Origin of the sequence: Flavobacterium poyangense (assembly GCF_011751075.1) — a bacterium.
GTDB lineage: Bacteria > Bacteroidota > Bacteroidia > Flavobacteriales > Flavobacteriaceae > Flavobacterium > Flavobacterium poyangense.
In genome coordinates, this window is the sequence record NZ_JAALLN010000004.1 from 55,684 (window position 1) to 79,086 (window position 23,403).

Annotated in this window: 25 protein-coding genes; 19 read left to right on the forward strand and 6 right to left on the reverse strand. The window is 33.5% G+C overall.

Annotated elements, in window-relative coordinates; translation table 11 throughout:
- Positions 1-9: 9 nt before the first annotated feature.
- The 3 genes from G3A47_RS09835 to G3A47_RS09845 are packed head-to-tail and all read left to right on the forward strand — an operon-like array spanning position 10 to position 2,623.
- Entirely contained in the window at positions 10-1,008 is a 999-nt protein-coding gene (locus tag G3A47_RS09835; RefSeq protein WP_166921991.1) for a hypothetical protein, read from the forward strand.
- A 2-nt stretch (positions 1,009-1,010) separates the two neighbouring features.
- The gene (locus G3A47_RS09840) at positions 1,011-1,655 is read left to right on the forward strand and encodes a DUF4280 domain-containing protein (protein WP_166921992.1); all 645 of its coding nucleotides are present in this window, start codon (positions 1,011-1,013) and stop codon (positions 1,653-1,655) included.
- Between the two features lie 11 nt (positions 1,656-1,666).
- The gene (locus G3A47_RS09845; RefSeq protein ID WP_166921993.1) at positions 1,667-2,623 is read left to right on the forward strand and encodes a hypothetical protein; all 957 of its coding nucleotides are present in this window, start codon (positions 1,667-1,669) and stop codon (positions 2,621-2,623) included.
- A gap of 190 nt (positions 2,624-2,813) precedes the next feature.
- On the opposite strand, the gene G3A47_RS09850 is transcribed toward G3A47_RS09845, so the two are convergent.
- A complete protein-coding gene (locus G3A47_RS09850; RefSeq protein WP_166921994.1) occupies positions 2,814-3,614 on the reverse strand; it encodes an XRE family transcriptional regulator in 801 nt (266 codons plus the stop codon).
- A 465-nt stretch (positions 3,615-4,079) separates the two neighbouring features.
- On the opposite strand from G3A47_RS09850, the gene G3A47_RS09855 reads away from it, so the two are divergent.
- From G3A47_RS09855 to G3A47_RS09935, 16 genes are all read left to right on the forward strand, one after another.
- The gene (locus tag G3A47_RS09855; RefSeq protein WP_166921995.1) at positions 4,080-4,655 is read left to right on the forward strand and encodes a hypothetical protein; all 576 of its coding nucleotides are present in this window, start codon (positions 4,080-4,082) and stop codon (positions 4,653-4,655) included.
- A gap of 63 nt (positions 4,656-4,718) precedes the next feature.
- A complete protein-coding gene (locus G3A47_RS09860; protein ID WP_166921996.1) occupies positions 4,719-4,898 on the forward strand; it encodes a hypothetical protein in 180 nt (59 codons plus the stop codon).
- 296 nt (positions 4,899-5,194) lie between these two features.
- On the forward strand, positions 5,195-6,526 hold the full coding sequence (locus tag G3A47_RS09865) for a DUF2586 domain-containing protein (RefSeq protein ID WP_166921997.1): 1,332 nt from the start codon (positions 5,195-5,197) through the stop codon (positions 6,524-6,526).
- Between the two features lie 142 nt (positions 6,527-6,668).
- Positions 6,669-7,094 (forward strand): hypothetical protein, encoded by a 426-nt coding sequence (locus G3A47_RS09870; protein ID WP_166921998.1) that lies wholly within the window; start codon positions 6,669-6,671, stop codon positions 7,092-7,094.
- Between the two features lie 249 nt (positions 7,095-7,343).
- Complete coding sequence (locus G3A47_RS09875) at positions 7,344-7,688, forward strand: hypothetical protein (RefSeq protein ID WP_166921999.1); 345 nt, start codon at positions 7,344-7,346, stop codon at positions 7,686-7,688.
- Between the two features lie 45 nt (positions 7,689-7,733).
- Positions 7,734-8,651, forward strand: a complete 918-nt coding sequence (locus G3A47_RS09880; protein WP_166922000.1) for a hypothetical protein — start codon at positions 7,734-7,736, stop codon at positions 8,649-8,651.
- A 415-nt stretch (positions 8,652-9,066) separates the two neighbouring features.
- Positions 9,067-9,549, forward strand: coding sequence for a M15 family metallopeptidase (locus tag G3A47_RS09885; RefSeq protein ID WP_166922001.1), 483 nt, complete (start codon positions 9,067-9,069; stop codon positions 9,547-9,549).
- A 4-nt stretch (positions 9,550-9,553) separates the two neighbouring features.
- Positions 9,554-10,021 carry a hypothetical protein gene (locus G3A47_RS09890; protein WP_166922002.1) on the forward strand — a complete coding sequence of 156 codons (468 nt, stop codon included), beginning with the start codon at positions 9,554-9,556 and terminating at the stop codon, positions 10,019-10,021.
- Positions 10,022-10,026: 5 nt separating this feature from the next.
- Complete coding sequence (locus G3A47_RS09895; protein ID WP_166922003.1) at positions 10,027-10,359, forward strand: hypothetical protein; 333 nt, start codon at positions 10,027-10,029, stop codon at positions 10,357-10,359.
- Between the two features lie 258 nt (positions 10,360-10,617).
- On the forward strand, positions 10,618-10,905 hold the full coding sequence (locus G3A47_RS09900) for a hypothetical protein (RefSeq protein WP_166922004.1): 288 nt from the start codon (positions 10,618-10,620) through the stop codon (positions 10,903-10,905).
- Positions 10,892-11,194 (forward strand): hypothetical protein, encoded by a 303-nt coding sequence (locus G3A47_RS09905; protein WP_166922005.1) that lies wholly within the window; start codon positions 10,892-10,894, stop codon positions 11,192-11,194. Before G3A47_RS09900 ends, G3A47_RS09905 begins: the two co-directional genes overlap by 14 nt.
- Positions 11,195-11,397: 203 nt before the next feature.
- Positions 11,398-12,468: a hypothetical protein gene (locus G3A47_RS09910; RefSeq protein WP_166922006.1), complete on the forward strand. Its 1,071-nt coding sequence runs from the start codon at positions 11,398-11,400 to the stop codon at positions 12,466-12,468.
- Between the two features lie 15 nt (positions 12,469-12,483).
- Entirely contained in the window at positions 12,484-13,143 is a 660-nt protein-coding gene (locus tag G3A47_RS09915) for a hypothetical protein (protein WP_166922007.1), read from the forward strand.
- An 88-nt stretch (positions 13,144-13,231) separates the two neighbouring features.
- A complete protein-coding gene (locus G3A47_RS09920; protein WP_166922008.1) occupies positions 13,232-14,977 on the forward strand; it encodes a hypothetical protein in 1,746 nt (581 codons plus the stop codon).
- A gap of 529 nt (positions 14,978-15,506) precedes the next feature.
- Positions 15,507-15,977 (forward strand): phage holin family protein, encoded by a 471-nt coding sequence (locus G3A47_RS09930; RefSeq protein WP_166922010.1) that lies wholly within the window; start codon positions 15,507-15,509, stop codon positions 15,975-15,977.
- Between the two features lie 233 nt (positions 15,978-16,210).
- Positions 16,211-16,612, forward strand: coding sequence for a hypothetical protein (locus tag G3A47_RS09935; protein ID WP_166922011.1), 402 nt, complete (start codon positions 16,211-16,213; stop codon positions 16,610-16,612).
- 349 nt (positions 16,613-16,961) lie between these two features.
- Here G3A47_RS09935 and G3A47_RS09940 read toward each other — a convergent pair whose 3' ends face one another.
- The 5 genes from G3A47_RS09940 to G3A47_RS23950 all read right to left on the reverse strand — a co-directional run bounded on the left by G3A47_RS09940 (position 16,962) and on the right by G3A47_RS23950 (position 23,059).
- Positions 16,962-18,248 carry an HlyD family secretion protein gene (locus G3A47_RS09940; RefSeq protein WP_166922012.1) on the reverse strand — a complete coding sequence of 429 codons (1,287 nt, stop codon included), beginning with the start codon at positions 18,246-18,248 and terminating at the stop codon, positions 16,962-16,964.
- Between the two features lies 1 nt (position 18,249).
- Positions 18,250-20,442: a peptidase domain-containing ABC transporter gene (locus G3A47_RS09945; protein WP_166922013.1), complete on the reverse strand. Its 2,193-nt coding sequence runs from the start codon at positions 20,440-20,442 to the stop codon at positions 18,250-18,252.
- 1 nt (position 20,443) lies between these two features.
- On the reverse strand, positions 20,444-21,631 hold the full coding sequence (locus G3A47_RS09950; RefSeq protein ID WP_166922014.1) for a hypothetical protein: 1,188 nt from the start codon (positions 21,629-21,631) through the stop codon (positions 20,444-20,446).
- A gap of 27 nt (positions 21,632-21,658) precedes the next feature.
- Positions 21,659-22,786 carry a hypothetical protein gene (locus tag G3A47_RS09955; RefSeq protein WP_166922015.1) on the reverse strand — a complete coding sequence of 376 codons (1,128 nt, stop codon included), beginning with the start codon at positions 22,784-22,786 and terminating at the stop codon, positions 21,659-21,661.
- Positions 22,787-22,933: 147 nt separating this feature from the next.
- A complete protein-coding gene (locus G3A47_RS23950; RefSeq protein WP_256371222.1) occupies positions 22,934-23,059 on the reverse strand; it encodes a hypothetical protein in 126 nt (41 codons plus the stop codon).
- Positions 23,060-23,403 lie beyond the last annotated feature (344 nt).

The following is a 23,403-nucleotide window of genomic DNA, read 5'->3' on the forward strand; positions in this document are numbered from 1 at the left end:
AACACAAAAATGGAAAACATTACAGATCTAATAAAAAATGTTGCTGCTAAAAATCAACTTATTGAAACTTTTGCGGCAAAAGTCATTGCGATAAATAAGGAAAAAGAATCCTTTCATAACACCGAAGATGCTTATACCGTAAACATTATGCGAGCCGATGGCGCCATACTTAAAAACGTAAGACTGAAGGCATCCATTCAGGATTTGGAGCAGGGAATTATCACCATTCCTAAAAAAGACAGCTGGGTTTTAGCCACCATTATCGACGGAGTAGAAACCCGTGCGTTTATTTCACAATATGCCGAAGTCGATAGATTAATGGGACGAATCCAAGCTACCAATGACCCAAAATTATTTTTTGATTATAGCGCTGATGGCAGTAAAATGCATATCCGTTACATAAAAACAGAAAACAAAGCTGAAAGTAATGAAACCCAAATTACTGATATCGCTAAAATAGAGTTTGATAAAGACCAAAATTTTAAGGTTAGCTATTTTAATGAGGATGAAAAACCATTGGCTATCACCCATTTCTCGCCTGATAGTCTGACAACGACTTTTAATTCCATTAAAGACAAAGAAGCAAAGGAACGTTTGGCTTTAACGATATCAAAAGAGACTGTTTCCCTGAAGTTTAAAGACGATCAAGGCAAAGAATTAAACACTTTGATCGCAACCCCAGAAAAGTATGACATCTTACTAAAAACCGATCAGGATAAAAAACAAACTTCTTTGACAATTGAAAAAGAAAAAATAGCCGGCTACCTCTACCAAGAGGATGAACTCAAAAAATTAGCATTTGAACTAAATGGGGAAAGCGATAGTATTCGATTAAAAAAAGATGACAAAAATTTAATTGAGTTAAAAGGAAAAAGCGCAATTACTCTAAAAACCGAAGGAGATATAAACATAGAAGGAAAAAACATCAATATGAAATCTACCGAAAAAACAAATATTAATGCTGCCGGCGATACAACTATTAGCGGAGCTAATGTAAAAATTAATTAGTTATGGCTACCAAATATGTATGCAATGGTGCTTCATGCATTTGTGATAAAGGTTCTGCTCCGGGTACTTTAATTGTAGCATCTCAAACCAACATTTTTATACAGGAAAAATTAATGGCTACTGACGAGGAAAAAAAATTTGGCCCCTCTTTTTTCGGAACCTGCTCTATGCAAAATAATAAACCTTGTACTCCTGTTATACAAACCAAATGGGAAAAACCTGCAAATAATGTAAATCCAAACGCTAAAAAAGCACTTTTAGAAACCTCAACAGTAAAATGTTTTGCTACTGGGGTAATTACCGGAACAATTTCTATTACTGATTCCCTCCAAACCGGTCCTAAAAAAGTTGTATTTGATGATTACTCGCCACCCACAATAACGCCTTTAGAAAAGCAAATAATAAGTGTGAACTGGAAAAATGGAAATTTGGACAATGATATAGACACTGCCAATATTGGAGACAAAGTGAGTCTGGTTGTAAAAACAAAAAATTACACAGAGGGAGAAACAGTGGTGGTAGTAATAGATGAAGTAAACGGCAAAGATATTAAAGCAAACACTAAACTACTAAAATTTAGTGGAGAAGTAAACGCAGACGGCCTTGCCATTTTAAAAGAAGAAATTCCAATAGAAAGTGTAAACTAGTAACAAATAAGATGGAAAGAACATTTAGAATTAAAGAAGTTAATGGTGATACTAGTTTTCAAGATCAAACGTTAGTAGTAGAAAAGAAAAAAATCAATCTTCTCATTGTTTTAGAATTAGGAGGTGTAGCACAATTTAAAAGAACTTATAATGACATTTGGGAAGTTATCAAGTTGGAAAGCCTCACTGACTTAAGCAAAATTAGAAAACTTGGTGATACATTTGAATATAAAAACATTTGCATTGTACATCATGGGAATATATTTTCTGACACTTCTATAGGTAAAGCAAGCTGGGCAGTTTTATTTGCCAATAAAATTCGTGAAATAAAATTAGTTATTTCCAGATTAGGAGAAAGTCCGGACGTTATAGATGATGCCTATGCATTAAAAATATTAGAAAAATCAAAACTTGTGTTTACCAAAAATGGTCCCGATGAATTAAGAATCAAAACTTTTTTAGGTTTAAAAATTTTACTAAGTGGTTTGCTAGATGAGGGAGCATTCATTTCGGTAGCTTGTAATGAAGCAGATGACTCGGATTTCTTAAAAGAGCTTGCGGATTTCACGAATAAAAACATTAAAATATTTGGCAATACTAATTTTTCTATCATTGATGATGGAAGTGATTACAAATATGGCAAATTAACCATTTATGACTATCACTCCATTTTAAATACTTACTTGTCATCTGCATGGCAAGACACAAAAGGATGGTTGTATTATGACACTAAACTAAAAGAGTTAATCGTTACAAAAAAAGAGCTTTGGCTTCATAGTAAAGGAAAGAAAATATACACTTTGTTAAATAGAAAAAGTAAATTGACACAAGTACAAATTGATAAAGAACATTATGCCCAATTATATTTTTCGAAGAAATATGAGATATTCCACCGAAAAAATGTCACCACAATTAGCTATGAAAACTGGAAAAAACAAATAGAACAAAAGTATCCGGATTTTAAATAAAAACAAAGATTTCATTGCTTTTCCAAGTCAAATATTCCGAAGAACAAGCTTTAATGACAAAGAGTTAACGGGTTTGGATATTACTGCCGAAAAAGAAAAAATCATACTGGAAATATTCGGCGTAAAAATGGACAACTAAATACTATATAAACAAAAACTGCAACATATTTGTTGCAGTTTTTGTTTATAATTAATTCTGTTTTTTTCTTATAGTCTCTTCCAATTCATAGAATTTACTTTCAAGCGTATGTAATTTTTCATAAATATTGATCGGATCCGGCATTTGTTTAGAGGCATACATACTGGCGTACCAAACCTCCAGGATATCTTCGGCATAAATAGAATACATCGGGTAATTTCCATCTCTGTTGTCGGATTTAAGAATTAGTTTACCACTTTCCCTAATCCTGTTTAAAACCCTTTTTACAACTACTCCGTCATTTTTGCTGATAATAACATAAATTCTTCCGTCTAGTATATCATCAAAATTATCAACATATTTTCCAAAAAGATAATCTCCGTCATGTATCGTTGTCGACATGGAGTTTCCTTTAATTTCAAAACACCTGTAGGTTCCGTTCTTTAACATTGGCATACTAAAGGAAGGAAGACTCTCCATATATTCCGGATCAGCATAGCCGTCTAAATAACCGGCACGTGCTTTGACACCAATAAAATTAATATTTTCGTCTCCTTTTTCATTTACCGTTATAATCTTTGGCAACTTTAAATTGGCGTCATTACTTGTGGCACGCACAAAAATCTCTTCACTGTCTCCAAAAAAATACTCCGGATTTACATTACAATGTGTAATGATACTATTAATAAGATCAAAACCCGGTTTGGTTCTTTTTCTATTTCCGTCAGATTGTAATCTGCCACTGGTAATACTGTCTATCGTAGTACTGGTTACTCCAATTAGCTTCGCAAAGGAGTTATTATTGAGATTCATCTCATCTATAATGCGTTTTATTTTTGCGTGTATTTCCATGTCATCAATGCTTTTATGTAATATGTTTTTATTTCTTATAAAACATTCCACTATATGTTGCAAAAATAAATAATATATAGGTAACAATTGTCTTTCTTTCGCTTTTTTTTCATTAAACACTTAATTATCAAGATTTACTTATTCTGTTTCTTACTACCATCTCATAACACAAAAGGACGTAAAGCCCTAATAATACTGGGCTTAATGCGTTTTTTTCATTCAAAAATCAAAGCTCTTTATTTATTTCAATCTAAATTTAAATAGGTAAAATTTTTCTTAAACCCTCATAATCCACAAGATAAAGAGATTTTTATTGTAGCAAAATACTGTAGAAAAAGGCTTTTTTCCAGATTTTAACTGAGAATCAACCAACTTATCATATTACTGAAACTATTGCTTTTATTATGTAATATGTTTGTATTATTTAAACATATGTTTTATATTTGCATAAAAATAATCCAACATATGATTCTAAAAGATTTTTATACCGAGAAAAAAAATGCCATCGAAACAGCCTTTGCTGCTAATGCTCCAATAGTACATTTGTATAGTGATGCCATTTTTAAAAATGCTATTGATAAACCTGTAGTACTGTTTAAATACAACAACGTAGCCTGGGAAACCTCTTCTGAGAAAACCTACAAAGCAGATGTTACTTTTTGTCTTTCTGTTGTAATGCCTGTTGGTACGATCTCTTCAACAAGTTATGAAGAAGCTTTTGAAATTGCACAACGCATAGACAAAGCTGTATTGTCTGTGAGTAATAGCAATAGTTTTATAGATACCAATTCAACATTTAAGATAAATGAAAAACAATGCAACAATGACAAAGTTTATTGGGCTAAAAACGATTATTTCATTTGGGAAATAACATACAAAACGACATTAATAGAAAATATACTCAAGAAAAAATACATCCTCTTTAATAACGGATTAAGCAATGAAGCTCTGGAAAAACTTGGTTATAATCTGACGACAGGAATAATTGGAATAAACCCAAACCAGGTTGGCGGAATTATAGAATTAACTCCCAAGAAATAAACAGGAACCGCATACAAAAACCACAAGCAAATAAAAATTAATCCCACTATTAAATACCACAAAATGAAAAGAAGCAGAACATTATTAGACAAAAGAAGAGATTATGTAATCAATTACTTAAATAATAATCAAGCTAAACAAATGAAAGTTGTAGTCTCAGAACTTTCCGACACTTTGTTCCTGACAGAGCGTACCATCTATACCATTATAAACGAAGGACTCTCTTCTGAAGCCAGAGCTTAAATCGCTGAAACTACTGACTTTGCAAGTCAAAAAAATTGGAAAAAGCAACCTTGAATCTTAAATTTGTACTCGATATCAAAAGCAAATTCAACTCCTGGCCAAGAGTAAAATCCAATTAAAAAAAACGCTTTTTCAAATCCTTCAAAAAATACCAATCCACTTTTTGGATTACAGATTACAAACACTTTAAAAAAAGAATAAACAATTGATTATAAGAAAACTAAAAACTTCTTACAGCCCTTCTTTTGCCTTTTTTTAAGCAAAAACAAATTTTAAACAATTAAATATTTTATATTATGAGTACATTAAACGATGTAGTGATTACCAAATTATCAGGCGGATTAGGAAGAAGAAATCCAGAGCAGGACATGGTTTCCGGGTTACTTTTTGATGACAACGGAAGTATCTCTAAAATGGATTTTGGCAAAATCGAACGTCTGGCTTCCTTAAAAGATGCTGAAAAATTAGGTATCACTGCCAGCACAGACATAGAAGGCCAATCTGTTTACTATCAAATTGAGCAATTTTTCAGAATGAATCCTTCTGGAGACTTGTATATCATGAAAGTAAAAGCTTATTCTTACCAAGAAGTTGTCGAAAGGGCATTAGAAATGCAGGAAAAAGCAAACGGGAACATTCGTCAAATGGCGATTATCTATTCTGGAGCAGAAACTGAATTCACAGACACAAAAGTAGCAGTTAAGGCGGCACAAAGTCAGGCAAGTTTGGCTTACAAAAACTACATGCCTTTTGAAGTTATAGTGGAAGGAAAAGGTTTTTATCCGGAAGCAGATACTGCTATTTCTTTAGCTGAATTAAACGCAGAAAACGTATCAGTAGTTGTGGCTATGGATGTTGAAAAAGCATTTGAACAAAAGTTATTTAAAAACGGAACTTCAACACTTTATACTTTAGCGCCAAAAGAGAAATTAGTCCCTACACAACCTAATTCTGTTGTTTACAACATAGAGACAGAAAAAGGCTTGAAAAAAGAAAACGAAGTCCTTATTGAAGTCATTTTCAAAGAATCATACAATAATACTGCAGCAGTAGGAATGGCATTGGGTACTATCTCGAGAGCAAAAGTATCAGAAAACATTGCCTGGATCGAAAAATTCAACCTGACTGGTCAAGGTTTTGCAAAAGCCGGTTTTGTTGGCGGTCATGAAGTTAAAACATTGGGAACTTTAGAAACATTAAACGAAAAAAGATACATTTTCGCTAGAACACATACTGGTTTACCAGGGGTTTATTTCAACGACAGTCATACTTGTACTACCGGAACTTCAGACTTTGCTTATGTAGAAAACAACCGTACCATCAATAAAGCAACTCGTTTATTACGTACTGCTTTATTACCAAAATTAGCGTCTCCAATTTTAGTAGATATCGATGGCAAATTACCGCAATCTGTTTCAAAAAACTTTGAAGGTTTGTGCAGAAGCGCTTTAGAAGGAATGGTAGCCAACCAGGAAGTATCTGTCTTTGATGTATATGTAGATCCAAAGCAAAACATTCTGGCTACTTCAGAATTAAAAGTGAAGGCAGAAATTACTCCAGTTGGAACTGCCCGTAAGATTATGGTTGATTTAGGTTTCAAAAATCCTTTTGGAATTGACAAAGCCTAATTTGTTTTCCAAACTATAATTTACAAACAATAAAAATTCACAACCGATAGCGCCATAATCCAATTGTAATCCATACAAATGGAGAATAATGGTACTCCCCGATCGTTATCAGGATCATTAAAAAACAAACAAAAATCACATTATGAATAAATTACCATTAATTAACGGACAACAACACAGCTGGTCATCAATTGAAGTAAGTATTGCAGGGAACATCGTTACCGGTATTACAGCAGTAAACTATAGCGACTCTGTATCTAAAGAAAACCACTATGGTGCGGGAGATATGCCGATACACAGAGGTAGAGGTAAATATGAAGCAAAAGCTTCCATCACTTTATACAACTACGAAGTAGAAGCTATTTTGGCTGCTTTACCAAAAGGACAAAGATTACAGGATATTAATCCTTTCAGCATCATCGTAAGCTATTTGGATGACAGCAACGAAGTAATTACACATACCGTAAGAAACTGTGAGTTTAACTCAAACAGCAGAGGAATCAGCCAGGGTGATACCAAAATTGCGGTTTCTTTTGACTTGATCTGTTCTCATGTTGAATGGAACTAATCGTTACAAATAGGTCTTAATCCTCATAATTCCCGTCTAAAACCGACTCAAAAGAGAAAACCAATTGTACAGCGTTATACCGAAAAGAAGCTCAAAAGCAGCATGATTTTGGTCAGCAAATTTTTTCTACCGCTCTTAACGAGTCCGTTTTCAGACGGGCAATTATTTACTTCACAGGCTGCCTGAGCATTTTTCGTCCTGAAATGCAGCTCAGGCAGCCTATTTTCAATAAAAAATAAAATGCTTAAAATGGAAACAACAGAACCAAAAAAGGTTGACATTCTTGACGGAAACATTACTCAGGCACAATTAAACCAATGGAAATACAAGCATAAAAAAGTAGTAAAACTTACCATCGCAGACGATGATGAAACTACTTTGTTTGCTTATTTCAAAAAACCTGATATGAGTATTCGCGCAGCAGTATTGCAAGCCTCCAAAATGGATGAATTTAAGGCTCTGGAAGTATTGTTTAAAAACTGTTACTTAGGTGGTGATGGTAAAATTGAACAGGAAGACGATTTACGTCTCAATATCACCACAGCTTTCTCCGATCATATCCAGCCCAAACCTGTAAAAATTGAGGTGCTGTAACAACAAAAAACATCTTTTTCGCACTCTTATAAAAACACCCTCAAAATGATTATTAGAAACCACAAAATAAATTTAAAAAACGTCAGTCCTGCAGAAATGGCAAGACTCAGACAAAGTATCATTGATATTTGGCGTCAACAGTTGGAAGATGATAAAAATGCTGATGAAATGCAGAAGTTGGTTAGAGAGAATTATGTTACCGCCAATACGCTTACTGAAGAAAATGCGGAGGGCTCTAATACACCGAAAGAAATTAGCGATATCTCTTATACTTTTAATACTGATTTAACGGATCCCCAATACAAATATTCCGGAGACTTTTATTCTATAGACGGTCGATATTTAGGTAATAATGGTAATACAATAGATAATAATTTATATATAGTTGAAAAAGATGCGTACAGAATACACAGCACCGGAAAACGAACCGCTGAAATCCTTATGGATAAGGATAAAATTATCAATCTAACGGAAAAAACAGGACTCACTCACTCACAAATGTTAGATAGAGCCAATTGGATATATGCGGAAGGAGGTTATAAAATTCCTGAATTTTATGCCTATACCATAGAAAATGCCTACCAGGATAAAAACATTGCAAAGAAAAAAGAAGCTCGACTTTATTATTATTTAATGCAAGATGAAAGTGGCAGACTTGATAAAGACAAGTATTTTTCCGGAGGATATAAAAATCAGACCGGTAAACTTTTTTGGGAAGCAAGAGGCACAACTACAATGAACAATGATATGAGAAATACAATAGCTGCCGTAATAAAATCCAAATTATTTCCTGAAAAAGACCCGACGGGTGGTACCAATTCCTGGTTGGGGTATGCCGGTGGTTATCATCAAGGAGAATATTATATTGTATCACTAAATTCCAGACATTTTTTTCAAAAAAGAGCTCCTAATATACCTCTTCAAACGACAACTACTGAAAAAAAATACAAAACAATAGAATAAGAAAGATACTATTTTGTTTTTCTTACAGTACTGGTATAAACGAATATCCAATTATGTTCCTGAATACAAAAAAGGATATCTAAAACTAAATTGCCTCCAAAAAGTTAAATACTTTTTGGGGGTATTTTTATAAAAAAAAGCCAACTATCATCTACTGAAACTACTGATTTACAAAGCTCTATCATTCTTCAAACAAGCCATTTCAAAGTATCTTTACACTGTTATTCAAAACGGCTGTCTTCCTCTTAAAAGTAGCCAAAAAAAAAATTTTTCACAAATTTATTTACTGTCTTGTTTTAGGCGAAAATAAATTTCAATCACACCATTTCATTCAGCTCAATTTTACACTGTGCTTGTTTTCGAACAATCACAATGGCTTTTTAGGCTTTAAACTGTAAATCATTATTACACAAATATGGATCAAACAACAAAAAAACACATTGATTTGCTTCATCCTACGGTAAGGGAAGAAGTCACCAAAATTATCGAGGAATGCGATCTTGCTCTGACCGGAAAAGCAAAAGTGCGCATTACACAAGGGCTTAGAACTTTTCAGCAACAAGAAGATCTTTATGCTTTTGGAAGAACCAAACCCGGAAAAAAAGTAACCAATGCCAAAGGTGGCCAATCAATTCATAATTATGGTTTTGCAGTAGACATCTGTTTGATTATAGACGGTAAAACAGCTTCCTGGGATACGGCAAAAGACTGGGACAACGACCAAATTTCGGATTGGCAGGAATGTGTCAAAATTTTCGCCAAATATAACTGGAACTGGGGTGGTGACTGGAAAACCTTTAAAGATCTGCCACATTTTGATAAAAAAGGATGCGATGACTGGAAAGTACTAAGCAAACTAAAACGAGACAAAAAAAACTATGTAATCTTATACAAGTAGAAAAATGAAATATTTAAAAGTAAAACTACTCCCTTTTCTATTCCTTTTTTTTGCAACAACCTCTTGTATCTCTACCAAAACGGCACTCTTCGATGTCTACTCCTATCAAAAAACCACCGCAATAAAAGTAGAAGCAACCGCATTAATGGCTAAAGCCAATACTCCTTATACTTCACATAAAAAAGACGTTGAAATAGTACTGCTGGATATTGAAAAATTACTCGAATACGAAAAAAACAAACCCGACAACGAAATCACTTTTGCCATGTGGAAACTGTTGACGGACAAAGAAAAAAATCTTCTTACCGGTTTTTTCAAACGTTGGGAAACAAAAGAAACTTTTACAGAAGATTTTCTGGAGGAATCCAAAAAACAGGTTATAGACGCTTTGGATTTACTTATTCAATATGAAATAAAAAAAGATAAAGAATCAAAGGATGCGCTTTTGAATTTGCTTAACAGTAACACTTAGTACTTATGGATCACGATAAATTAATAGAAGTTCTAAAAAAACAATTAAAACCTCTTATTACAAAAAGTTACAAAGACAGTAAATTCGAGTTAGAGAAAGACCTGAATCATTTTTTGGAAACCTCCAAAGAAAAACTCGAACGCTGGGTCAAACTCTATACCTCTGCTTCCTTAAGCGAAGAAGAATTTGAATGGTTGCTGAAAAGTCAACTTGATTTACTAACCTTACAAGCGTTGCAAAGCACAGGGATATCAAAAATAAGGCTGAATACCATTAAAAATAACATTGTCAAAATGATACTTAAAATCATTCTTGAACTGGTTATTCCGGGAATCTGATAATCGAATTCTTTTATCAAAAAGAAACGAAAAAGCAAATAGAAAATAAGACCATCAGTACTGATTAAGAGCACTAAAAAAACAAAATCGAACTTACTGAAACTACTGATTACTAGCCCCAAAAATCTTGGCAAAAGATAAAGCATAGCTTATTTTTACAGTATCAAATACGAATCCTCTTTTAGGATATGGCGCGCAAATCCGGAGAAGATTTTACAAGAAGTATTAACCAAAAATAACAACAAACGGTAACTAAATATGACAGATTTTATCATTGAAGAAGACTTGCTAATTGTAGGTAATGATTTTGCTCTTCAAGAGGCAGACCAGCAAAATCTACAACATTTACTCCTAAGCCAAAAAGGAAGCTACAAAGAGTTTCCAATACTTGGAGTAGGAATTAAAAAATTCATCAATAGCCCTGACGCAACCTCCAGGCTAAGACTAGAAAACGAAATAGATAAACAATTAACGTATGACAACTTTTATGTAAAAACATTAGATGTTAACGATTTACAAAACATTAGAATCGATGGGAACTATTAAACCACAGCAAAACCAAAACATTTTCGACATCTCCTTACAGGAGTACGGCAGTATCGAAAAAGTATTCGACCTCCTGGAGGACAATGATCAATTTGATCTTACAAAAGATATTTCTGTTTATAATGATTTAAAAGTAGGCAGAGAAGTTTTTAAAAAAGATATTGTTGAATATTACAATTCCAGAAATTTAAATCCCGCCACTGCACTTAGCGAAGAAGAAGAGTATTTATTAGATAAATTCTCCGGGATTGATTATATGATTATTGATGATGATTTTTTTGTTTATTAATAAACAATCTGGTCTCCAATTACCTGAAATACAAGCTCTAAAGTAGCCCAATTAATCAGTAACGCTACAACTTCTAACAGCTTCTTCTTAGGAATCTCCAAGAGCAAAACTACATCTCTGTAGTATTTACAAAAAACATAAACAAGTATCGATAAGCATATTACACATGTCTTACAGGCTAACCTATATTAAAAAATTAAAATATGGCACGTACAATTGCTGAAATACAGAATGAAATTCTGGCAGAAAAAGAGAAATATGCTTCTCTCAACAACTTAACAAAATCAAAGACCAGTATTTGGAATCTTTGGATCAACATAATGGCCACTGCCATTTGGATACATGAAAAAATCGTAGAAAAAAATGCCTCAATATCAAGACCACACACCTTAAACTGGTATCGCGAGCAGTCTTTAAATTTTCATTACGGCAAACCTTTAGATCCGGATTCCAGCAACGAAATGTCGCTAATTTGGAAAGAAGGCTCCTATCAATTTGATACCACAGGTCTTACACCGGACGAAATTGAAGCCTCTAAAATCATAAAACACTGCGCTGTAAGTGAAGTTGATTTGGGAACAATCCTTGCCCCAAAAAACAAACCCGAACAAACTTTTTCAGATTACTTTCACAATAAAATTGGGGTTGTTTTTATAAAAGTGGCCACTATGACTGGTGGAAAAATTTCTAAAATAGACGTCCCGAACGAACTTTATGCCTTCAAAGAGTATATTGCTAAAATTAAAGATGCAGGAAATCAAGTGCATATTACTTCTGATCAGGGTGACATTTTAAAATTAAATTTAAATGTCTATGTAGATCCTTTGCAAATTTATATCAACCCAAACGATATTGAATATTATCAATTAAAAAGTTTAGGTGAAGAATTAACGACAGAAGAGAGAGCGAAATTGCAAGAATATGAATCGAAAGGTCATAAACTACATCCTGAAAACGGTTCACTAATATCTGATAAAGAAACTTTTCCAATACTGGAAGCTGCCAACGAGCATTTAAAAAATATCGAGTTTAATGGTGCCTTCGTCAAAACTTATCTAATTGATAGTCTTCAGAAAGCTGTGGGCATTAAAATTCCAATAGTCACTAAGATTCAAACCAGTGCGGCAAAAAATCCGAATGACGAACAGGATCCTGAAATTTATGATGTTAGTAAAATAGAGTATTTCATTCCAAAAGCAGGTTATTTTGATTTGGATACTCTGGCCGTTGAGGTAAACTACATTCCCTATAAATTTTACCGAGATAAACAATAGTCTAATATATATACCATGAATAAATACACCACGTTAAAATGGGAAAAGCTGCTTTTATGGCTCATCCCTCCTATTCTCAGAAAAAACACACATTTTGATTGGCTCAACGTTTTACTTGCCCCAATTCGGATTATTTATGAAGAGGTTCTTTATAAAATGCAGCATACCGGTCAGGTTATTTATCTGGAAAAAGTGTTGAATGAGACTTTTAATCCGACCAAAGATTACGATCCTAATTTAAGCACCGAACAAAAACGACTGAAGGAGCTGATTTATATTGATGAATCAGTCAAACCTACTATACAGTACTTATACCTGCATAAAGAGTATTATGAAGTGGATAAAGCGCTGTCCACGCCGACATTAAAAATCTTTAAATTATCACTACCGTTATTAAAAATTTTTAAACACGATGACTATAAAAGCAGAAAGAATAAACCTGTTTATCTCGCCCATCGTAACGATTACACCACTATATCCTATGCCAACTTCAGAGTCTTTATCCCGGAAAGTTTAATAGCAAACGGAACAATACTCTGCGAATTAAATAATGACAGTACTGCGCAGAAAACAGAACCTATTAAAGTAGCGACTATTGCGTACCACAATCTTCTTAATTTCTATAGACTAGCCGGTAAAAGTTATGAAACCTACTCTTACTCGCCACAAGAGTAAAACTAAAGGTATAGTATAAAAAGCACTGACAATTCCTTAAGCTAAACCGGAGAGGAATAAAAATAACAGACATTTAAATTAATAAAAAATGAAACAAGTAAATTTTAGTTACTCAGGAGGTTTTCCTCTTGAACAAGAAACTTTAGAAAGGCTTCAAACTGCCTATAGATCGGAACTATACGAGGCTATAAAAGCGCACTTAAGTATTAAGCCTGATACCAATTATATTATAGCTCCCCCAACAATTGAAAAAGGGGGCTGGGCAATCGTGCATCAGACAGTAAAAATACCAAAAGACCCAAAAAACCCTAATGCACCAACAGAAAAGGTGGAAGGAATTTTGTACCCGATCAAAGTATTAAAAAACGACGAATCCGATGCTTATCTAAAAACAACCCGAATCGGCACCGATTTAGTATATGGAACCGGAACTCCCCACACCGCATATTTTGATTATGAAGCGGAATACATTACTCTAGACGAATATAACAGCACTGATAAAACTATTCCAAATACTGATGCACTAACCGTAAATTATTATGATCTTAGTAAAACTCCAATAGTTACAGATATTGCAACTATTGACGCAATTCTAAAAAAAATAAACGAAACCATTAATCAATTTAAAACTGAAGTTGCAAACAATTTTACCAACGTAAATGCCAATATTAGCGAATTTAAAACCAATGTCGCAAATAATTTTACCACTGTAAATAACACCATTAGTCAATTTAAAACTGATGTTGCAAATGATTTTACTACTGTAAATACCACTATTAATACGTTTAAAACTGAAGTTGGAAATAATTTCAATACTGTAAATGGAGCAATTGATGGCGTAAGAACCAATGTTACAAACAATACTACATTACTTAACACTATTAATAATTCCTATTTTCCTTTTGACGGTTCAAAACCTATTACAGGAAATTTAACTGTGGGCGGAAAAGCACAATTAAATAATGTAGATGCGACAGACTCTTACAGCCCTTTACTAGTCTTAAATGCTCAAAATCAAGTTGCTAAAAACAGTACTGTAATTGATTGGCTTATTGGTCGTCTTAATGTTTTGGAAGCTAGACCAACAGCGACAGCAATACCAATCGGGATGGTAGCTATCTGGGGGAAACCTAAGCATCAAATTCCGGAAGGGTGGCAAGAGTATAAACCATTATCCGGAAGAATGCCGGTAGGACTGTACAACCCAGATGCCCGAGAACGACAAGCGCAATTCGATGGAAAAGCATATTTCCAAAATCTAACTTTCTATAATAACAATGGGACAATGACATGGCCCTTTGATACATTAGAAGATTTCGGTGGCCATGTAGCCAAATCTTTAAGTATTGATGAAATGCCACCTCATAGCCATGGTTTACCTACTGATGGGAACGGCGATATGGACACTGGTACCGTAATGGACTCACGTAATGAAGACGAAAAAATCTCTGAAACCCAAAGAACGGGAACAACTGGGAAAGGTTACTCTTTTCCTTTACTAAATCCCTACCGAGTAGTCCAATTTATTGAATACACAGGCGGAAACAACCCTACAATAGCACCAACAGCACCAAGAAATTTAATTTATTCTCTTGAGTGGCCAAATTTGTTGCTGTTTGAATGGGGTCCATCAATAGATAATGAAACTACAGTTAACTATGAACTATGGGTAAAAACTGGTAATGAAGAGTATAAAATACATTATACAACTCCAGGTCTCACTGCCAATTTTTTTGGCACAAGTGGCACAACATATCACTTTATAGTACGTGCTATAGATAGCAATAACAATAGATCTATTCCTTCTAATGAGTGGGAAATAACTATTCCGTAGATCAATTTTTATTAATAATCGGGCTGCTACGAACAAAAATAGTACCATAAGAAGCAGCTAATCACTAAACGAATCCGTAAAAACCAACTCATTAAAAATCTGTAATACTCTTTTGGGGTTCTTTCCCCAAAAGAGTATTTACTCAAAAACCATTAAATGTTAAAAGACTATACATGAAAATAGCCCAATTTATTCTTACCTCCACAACAATGCTATGGTTTTTAATAACCTTCCTAACCCTGATGCCAATTGGTCTCTTTTTACTCCCAACACTTCTCGTCTCAAAAAAACACTACACAAAATGGGTTCTTTTTTTAGCTGAATTACTTTATTCTTTCGGGCAATACCCAAATAGTCTGACGAACACTATCACGGAATCAAACAGTTACTTAGCTTTCTTTACAAAACTCCGTTTACACCTCAATATCTACGGAAAAAGGATAATTGGAGCAATTTTAAACGAACCAATACTTGCTTCAACCGCCTCAAATAAACCTGTACTTCGCAATTAATAAAAACCAAAAAAACTATGATGCATAAAATTTCAGAATATTCGAACGAAATAAAATTATTGCTTTATGGGATTTTTGTTTACTTAGAAATGGATATCGAAATTGTTAAAGTACTATTTTACCTGATGGTACTCGATACTTTTTTGGGTATCGTCAAAACTATTGTATTAGGAAATACGTTTAGCTTTAAAAAATTAGCCCTCGGTTTTGTATCCAAATTAGCTGTTTTGTTAATCCCAACTGCCTTGGCCTTAATGAGTAAAGGACTTAATTACAACTTTAAATGGTTTGTAACCATCGTAATGGATTTGCTTATTGTGAGTGACGGTATCTCTATAATCAGCAATATCATTGCAATAAAGACAAAAAAAGAAGTAGAAAATTTCGATGCCATGACGTTAATTCTCAAGTCCATAAGAGATAGTTTAATACGGCTGTTTAAAAAACTTCTGATTACCATTGATCCTAAATTTAACATCGAAAAATAACATCTGTTATTGGTACTAAATGTTAAAAATTAATTAAATAAAACAAACATCAAAACTGCTCGTAATCCCCTTAAAACAAAGAGGTAAAAAAGAAGAATTTATTGTCATAAATCACTGTTAATTTCGTTTTTCACACCAAAAACAAAGAGTATTTTTACTCGTGTTATTTACAACAAATTGCCCCAAATTAAATTGTTTGTATTTTTTCAAAATTCAAAAGAACAACATAACCAATGACATTAAAAGCAGTAACCAAGAATGCAAACAATTTATTAGAGCGGGTATTTAAAATTAAAAGAATCCAAAACACAATCGACTTAAGCAATTCTTTTTATGTTGTAAATAAAGAAATCTCCCCAAAATTATTTGAAGCCGAAATCTACAAAGTAACGTTCCGTACGGAACAAAACGGAGAAGTAAAAAGCCATGATCTTTTCCTGCCTTTCAACGAATTAATCTGCGAGTTGGAAATCGCTTTTTTAGAAGATTATTTAGGTATAACCCTTTCCGGAGATGGATCACAATTTGAAATTCTGGAGTACCAAACGGATTTCTCCATTCAATTTGATCAGGAAAACAGCTATTTTATAAAATCGGACGGAGTAGACAATGGTTTACTGTTTTTTAAGAAATAAAAAAATTGTAAATGTACTTTTTAAACAAACTTACTTTGTTGAAAACACAAAGCAACTGTCAATGTCATTAGAAAAAAAATCGCTTCGACAATAGAGAAATCACAGCGGTAAATAAAATACCGAAATATTACTGGTGATTTCTCTTTAGTCGAAACCGACACGATTGTGGAACATAAATAAGATTTAATAGACGTTTCCTTCGGCTTCGCTCATGATGACCTTCGACTCCGCTCAGGTTGACATCGGGCATTGATTTGCTCTACGACTCCGCTCAGAGTGACACCCGTCTTAATTTGCTCTTCGACTTCGCTCAGAGTGACATCCGTCTTAATTTGGAATTTATTGATCTTTATCTCTCAAAAACATCTCTAAACTGATACAGTAATCTTTCAATTAATCGCAGGTCTTCTGTTACTATATCTGCATTTCCCTGCATTTCCTGCTGAAAAGGAATTCCTTTTTTATAAGATGTCTCTAGTCCGTTAGGCAATAAAACATCTACCAACAGATTTCCTTCTTTATCCGGAGTTAAAGAAATTGCCTGGGTTTTACCTTTTAGTATTCCGAATTCTCTATAAGGAAAATTGGTAAGTTTGATATTAACGTTTTGACCTACTTTGATCTTTCCTGAATTTAATGTAGGCGCTTTAACTTTTCCAATATATCCGCTTTCACGACTTGGAATAATTGCAAAAACGGTTACCCCTGCTTCAACAGGTTGATTTTCGGCCCAGATTTGTAAAAAACTGATTTTACCATCAATTGAAGATCTTAAAACATAGTTGAGTTCCCAGTCCTTTACAGCTTTTTTTAATTGGTAAAATGCCTGAATTTTATTGTTCTCGAGATTAATTAATTCTTTACTTTCGTTTATATGAGTCGTTTTGCTATTTCGGCTTAATTCATTCAATGCCGATTTTAATTGCGAAATGGTACTAAGCAAACTTTTGTAACTTTTTTGGGCCTGCAAATAAAGCAATCGTTGTCTTTCTATTTCCTGTGAGGAATAAATTCCTTTTTGAAATAAAATTTCATACCTGTCAAAGTCCTTTTTTTGCAGTACTAATTCGCTCTGGTTAATTTCTTTCTGTCCTTCCAACAGATTTAACCGTTCCTGAAGTTGAATTGCTTCATAATTCTGAGCACTTCCTTCAACACGGTAAGGCTGAAGTTTAGCATTTAACTGATCTGCCACACATTCTTTTCTGAAGTTAGCAAAAGCACTTTCGACCTCTCCCAGTTGTGCCGTGTTTAATTTCTCAAATGGAAACTTGCTCTTATAAATATTTATAGTATCTAAAATATTTTTCAGGATGAATACGTCCTGGTATTTAGCCGCATTTTCGAGTATCGCCAGCGGCGTATTTTGTTTTACTATTGTTTTGTCTTTCACTAAAATAGCCTCAATTCTTCCTGACGTCTTGACCACTAATTTCTGTGGTGGCGTATTTGTAGTTATTACGATCTGCGAAACTATAATATCCGGGTATTTTACAAACCAGGAGATTAAAAACAGTAGTACTATAAACAGCAGTAATATCGTATTACCCCATTTCTGAATAGCTTTTGGAGGGTCAGATAAAATATCTCTTACCTCCTCGCTATATATTTTCAGATCATCCTTTAGTTCTTCCATCTTAATTTCCTAGTTCTAATTGATTTTTAACCAAGGCATAATATTTACCTTTTAACTTAGTCAATTCCTCATGATTGCCCTGTTCTACAATTTCTCCGTTTTCAAGTACAATAATATTATCTGCATTTTTTACCGTACTCAATCTGTGGGCAACAATGATGGCCGTTTTACCATGAATAAAATTGCCCAGATTTTCCATAATTACCTTTTCATTATTGGCATCAAGAGCACTAGTAGCCTCATCAAAAAACAAGTAAAACGGATCTTTGTACACTGCCCTTGCGATCATGATACGCTGCTCCTGCCCACCACTCAAACGGATTCCTGACGTTCCGAGTTCTGTGTTGTATTTATTTGGTAGTCTTTCGATAAAGTCTTCAATATTGGCCACAAATGCGGCATTGTTTAGTTTATCCCTGTCAATATATTCATTCTGTTCCGATTCGGAAATATTACCGCCAATCGTATCGTTAAACATAAAAGTATCCTGCATTACAGCTCCGCAGTTTAATCGCCAGAAATCATTATGAATATCATTCAAATTAATAGCTCCAATATTGATACTTCCTTTAGTAGGGTTGTAAAACTTTAATAACAATTTCATTAAAGTTGTTTTACCACTTCCACTCGCACCAACTATGGCAGTAGTTTTACCTTCGGGAATAGTACAAGTAATGTTTTTTAAGATTAAAGGAGAAGCTTTACCGCCATAACGAAAAGACAGTTCTTTTAAATTGATAGACTTATCGGTTGGTAATTCTTTTGCTTTATGTGCGGAAATAAGATCTTCATCCTCTTTGAGATGGACTTGTGACAAACGCTCTAAACTAATTTTGGCATCTTGCCAGGATTGAATAAAAAGCACAAAATTACTTAAGGGCATATTAAGCTGCCCGACAATAAACTGTATAGAGGTCATCATACCAAGGGTTAGATTACCATCTACAACAGCCTTCGCAGAAAGAAATGTAATTATAATGTTTTTAAACTCATTGATAAAATTAGCGCCAATCGTTTGGTATTGCGCTAATTTTAAAGTACTCAAAGAAGTCTTAAACAAACTGATCTGGTTAAACTCCCATTTCCAGCGGTTTTTGCGCTGTGAATTATTTATTTTTATTTCTTTAACCCCATTAATAATCTGAATTAACGATGTCTGATTTTGTGACAGCTGATCAAATCTTTTGAAATCTAATTCTGCTCTTTTTTTAAGAAAGAAAAAAGTCCATCCCACATAAAGAACAGCACCAATTATAAAAACCAGAAAGATTGTCCAATCGTAATAAGCTAGAATTACATTAAAGATTAAAAAGGTTACCATCGAAAAAACCATATTCAAACTCGACGAAGATATAAAGTTTTGAATACGGGTATGGTCAGTGATTCGTTGTAAATGCTCACCCGCATTTCGGGTTTCAAAATAGTTTACCGGTAATTTCAGCATTTTATATAAAAAATCTGAAATCATTTTTATATTAAATCTGCTTGTAATATGAATTAGTATCCATTCTCTGAAAACGGTAACTAAAGTTTGTGACAAAATCAACACAAACTGCGAGATAAGAATCAAATAAATAAACGGTATATCCTGATTATTTACCCCTACATCAACTATAGACTGCATCAGGAAAGGCAAAATAAACTGGATCACGGTAGCTACCAGTAACCCTATAAAGATTTGATAAATCAGTTTTTTATACGGCCTGAAATAAGGATACAAAAACGAAAACCCCTTAGAAGTTTCTTTATGTTCTTCCTGATTAGCAAAGTTAGTATTAGGTTCCAGAATTAAAACAAATCCGGTCCCGTCTGCGGTATCTGTCCACGCTTTTTTAAAATCTTCGTGAGTGTACACTAATAATCCCATCGCCGGATCAGCAAGCCAGACTTTTGTTTTAGAAGTTTTGTAAACAACAACAAAGTGTTTCTGTCTCCACGGCACAATAAAGGGTGTAGGAGCTTCATTTATCAAGCTTTCCAACGAAATACGCATGCCGAGTGTCCGCATTTCTATAGCTTCTGCGGCTTCGACAATACCCGCCATAGTCACTCCAATTTTGGTGATACCGGCTTTATCTCTTAAAAATTCTCGTGAAAACGTCTTACCGTAATGTTTGGCAATCATTCTTAAACAAGTCGGACCACAATCTCTGTAGTCCAATTGTTTAAAATAGGGGAAATTTTTTTTAATCATTTTATACTTTACTTTCTGCAATCAGCTCCCAAACTTTTGCATTGAAATTACTTTTGTTAATTCCAGTTAATTTTTCTAATACGATAAAATAATTATCATTTCCTCCTTTTTTATTCTTTCCGCAACACAGGAATTCAATAACGGCTGAGAAACCTTTTTCTTTTTCAATTTTTTCAACGAATAAGGCATTTACCACATAATCTGCCATTAAGTGTTTTTCCTGACTCTCTCCAAAATTTAGCTGAGGTGTTTCATATAATGCTAAAGTCAGCCAGTCGGTCTTTGGGTTTGAAGCTACTTTCTCTTTGAATGTCTTCAAAATTTGCTGCCAAGAAATCCCCCAACTTCCCCCGTACAGATAAGCACAACCCTCATCGACCGGCTTATTTATTACATTTCTTGAATAAGCAAAACGCGCTCTTTCATGCCACAAATCATGTGGATCAAAACTATTAAAACTCTCGTCACCACTACCATTTACCAACAATAACGTATTGTTCTCGTTTGCCGTAAAATTGGTTGCACTTTTACCGGTATAATCTAGTTTATAATCAAGTCCGATATTTTGCATGATATCCGGAAAATCTTTACAACCATACCATTCAATCTGTGCATTGGTTGTTTTGAGCTTTTTGTCCAGAAGTGCTACTGTTTTTACATATTCAGAAGCTACCTTTGTATTTAAAGTGTTTTTAAAATGAAAAGTACAATTCCCTATTTTTTTACTTTTCCACGAAGAAGTATTTCGTTTTAGCGGAGATAAAAAATAGAATTTATCCTCCTTTTGTTTCGCAATAACATCAAAACTGGCTGCCAAAACCGGAGCATTTTCACTTATTCCCATATAAGAAAACTGAACTAAAAAACTGGTAGCATCCAATTGCACCACATTTGTTATGTAGCCTTTGTAGAAATTATCGTCTTTGGTTTTAGCATTTCTCTCTATTTTTTTTATTTCATCGAGTAATAAAGAAGTTTCCGGTAAATCTTCTTTCTCGACAAAAGTATTTTCTTTATTTGGATTTTCTTTTAGAGCCAGAAAATCATTAAAAGATTTAACCAGCTTGTTAGATACGATTGTATCCTTAGGTAAATTTACATTTGCCGCCACCGTTACTGATTTTGTCTGACCAAAAAAAGTAAGTGAAAACGATAAAAACAGGGTAATAAGAAAAATTTTTAATGCCATTGTTAGAGTTATTTTTTAGTATTGTCGTTAAAATTCAAAAAAGCCTTCTTTTTCTTTTTTATAAAAATCTTCAATTGGATTTAATTTGCAAAAATCTTCATATCTGAAATCCAAATCCCGATTGCTAAAATCAAAATAGGAATCCAACTTTCTGTATTTATCTAAAATATTCAGGCACTTGATATCATATTCATCGTATAGCTCTTTTCCTTTTTCAGTAAAAACTACATCAAAGTCCAGGAGTTCAAGACCCGTTCTAAATCTGGAAATCTGATCGGTTAATCTGCCTAAAAGTTCATGTTTTTCCCTTCCGGAAAAAACATTCTTACGCAGCAAAATATCAAAACATTCCACTCTTTTGGTTACCGTATATAAACCATGGAAAGCACCGTAAATATCTCTGTAATCCCATTCTTGTTTGGTATAATCCCGCATTACTAAATTGCTGACATCGATTTTAAAAAAATCTTTTTTATTTTGTAATACATAATAAAAAAAATTGTGCGATCCCTGATGTATTAATTCTTCAATGTAATAGATAAGATTATTTTTTCCGAGAACATAAAAATAAAGTGCTCCAAGCGTCTCAACCGTTGCGAAATTTAAGATTTTTGAATTGTTATGCAGATAAATCTTCTTGTTTGCAAAAGCCAACTGCTCATAAAATTCCGGAAGGTTCTCTTTTATAATTGTAATAGCTTCAAATAATTCCTCGTAGTTTTCTTTCCAAACAGATTGGTACTCCGGATTATGATTTAAAATGTGCCCTTTATAAAATTCCCGAAAATAACGTTTCTGAGTGGGGTGTATCTCTTTTAATATTTCAAAATCTCCAATTTTTAATACGGGTTCATGCAACTCTGCTTTGCCTTTCTGAAAATAACCTACATTCGGAATATAAGCAATATCATTATGATACGAATGCTTGATTTTTAATTCTCTTTTCTCAACAAAATATCCTTGCAATAACTCTTCTAAAAGTTCATTTGAAAATGCATTTTCCTTCTTAGAACTAAAATAGGAGAATAATAGCGGTTCTAAAAAAATATCATCATCATCAAAATTTATATTTTCCAGCAAAGCGGGAGCTTCTTTGTAGATCAGTAACTTGATAATGTTGACAAACTCTATTTTTTTATTAGTGACATTAACCATAATAATACAGAATTTAAAAATAGTTTAAAAGTTAGAAAAATGTCCGTAAAGAACCTTTACTAAAATTGTAAATGTTACTTACGGACAAATCTATAGGTACACATTATATTGGTGCAACACTACTGTTGCACCAATTAATATTGAGAATTACTCTGCTGCTACAAGTTTTGGATCGTGACAAGACTCTAATACACCACCTGAGATAGTTTCCAATAATTCTTCTGAAGCTACTGCTTCTGCTCTGTTTTTTAAAGCGTCTAAACTTAATTTCATAATTTTTTATTTTAAATAGATCTGTAAATAGTTAGGCATATAAACCGTGCCATCGGTTTGCTTGCAAGCAGTTTATTTAGATACATTCTTCTACAATTGGCCTTTTGCGGAATACTTGCACTTAAATTCATTTTAAATTTTTATGATCTGAATGGTTTTTCTATCATAAGTATTATAGAAAGATGTTTTTTTAGAACTGTCATTTGTAATACAATTTAAAACCTAGGATGATAAATTGTATTCATGTTTTTTTTGATCTAAAATTTTTCATTTTCCTGAATCCAAAACTAGATAAAACATAATGTTGTTCGCAAATGTTCCGTATCGGAATTCAGGAATCCTGA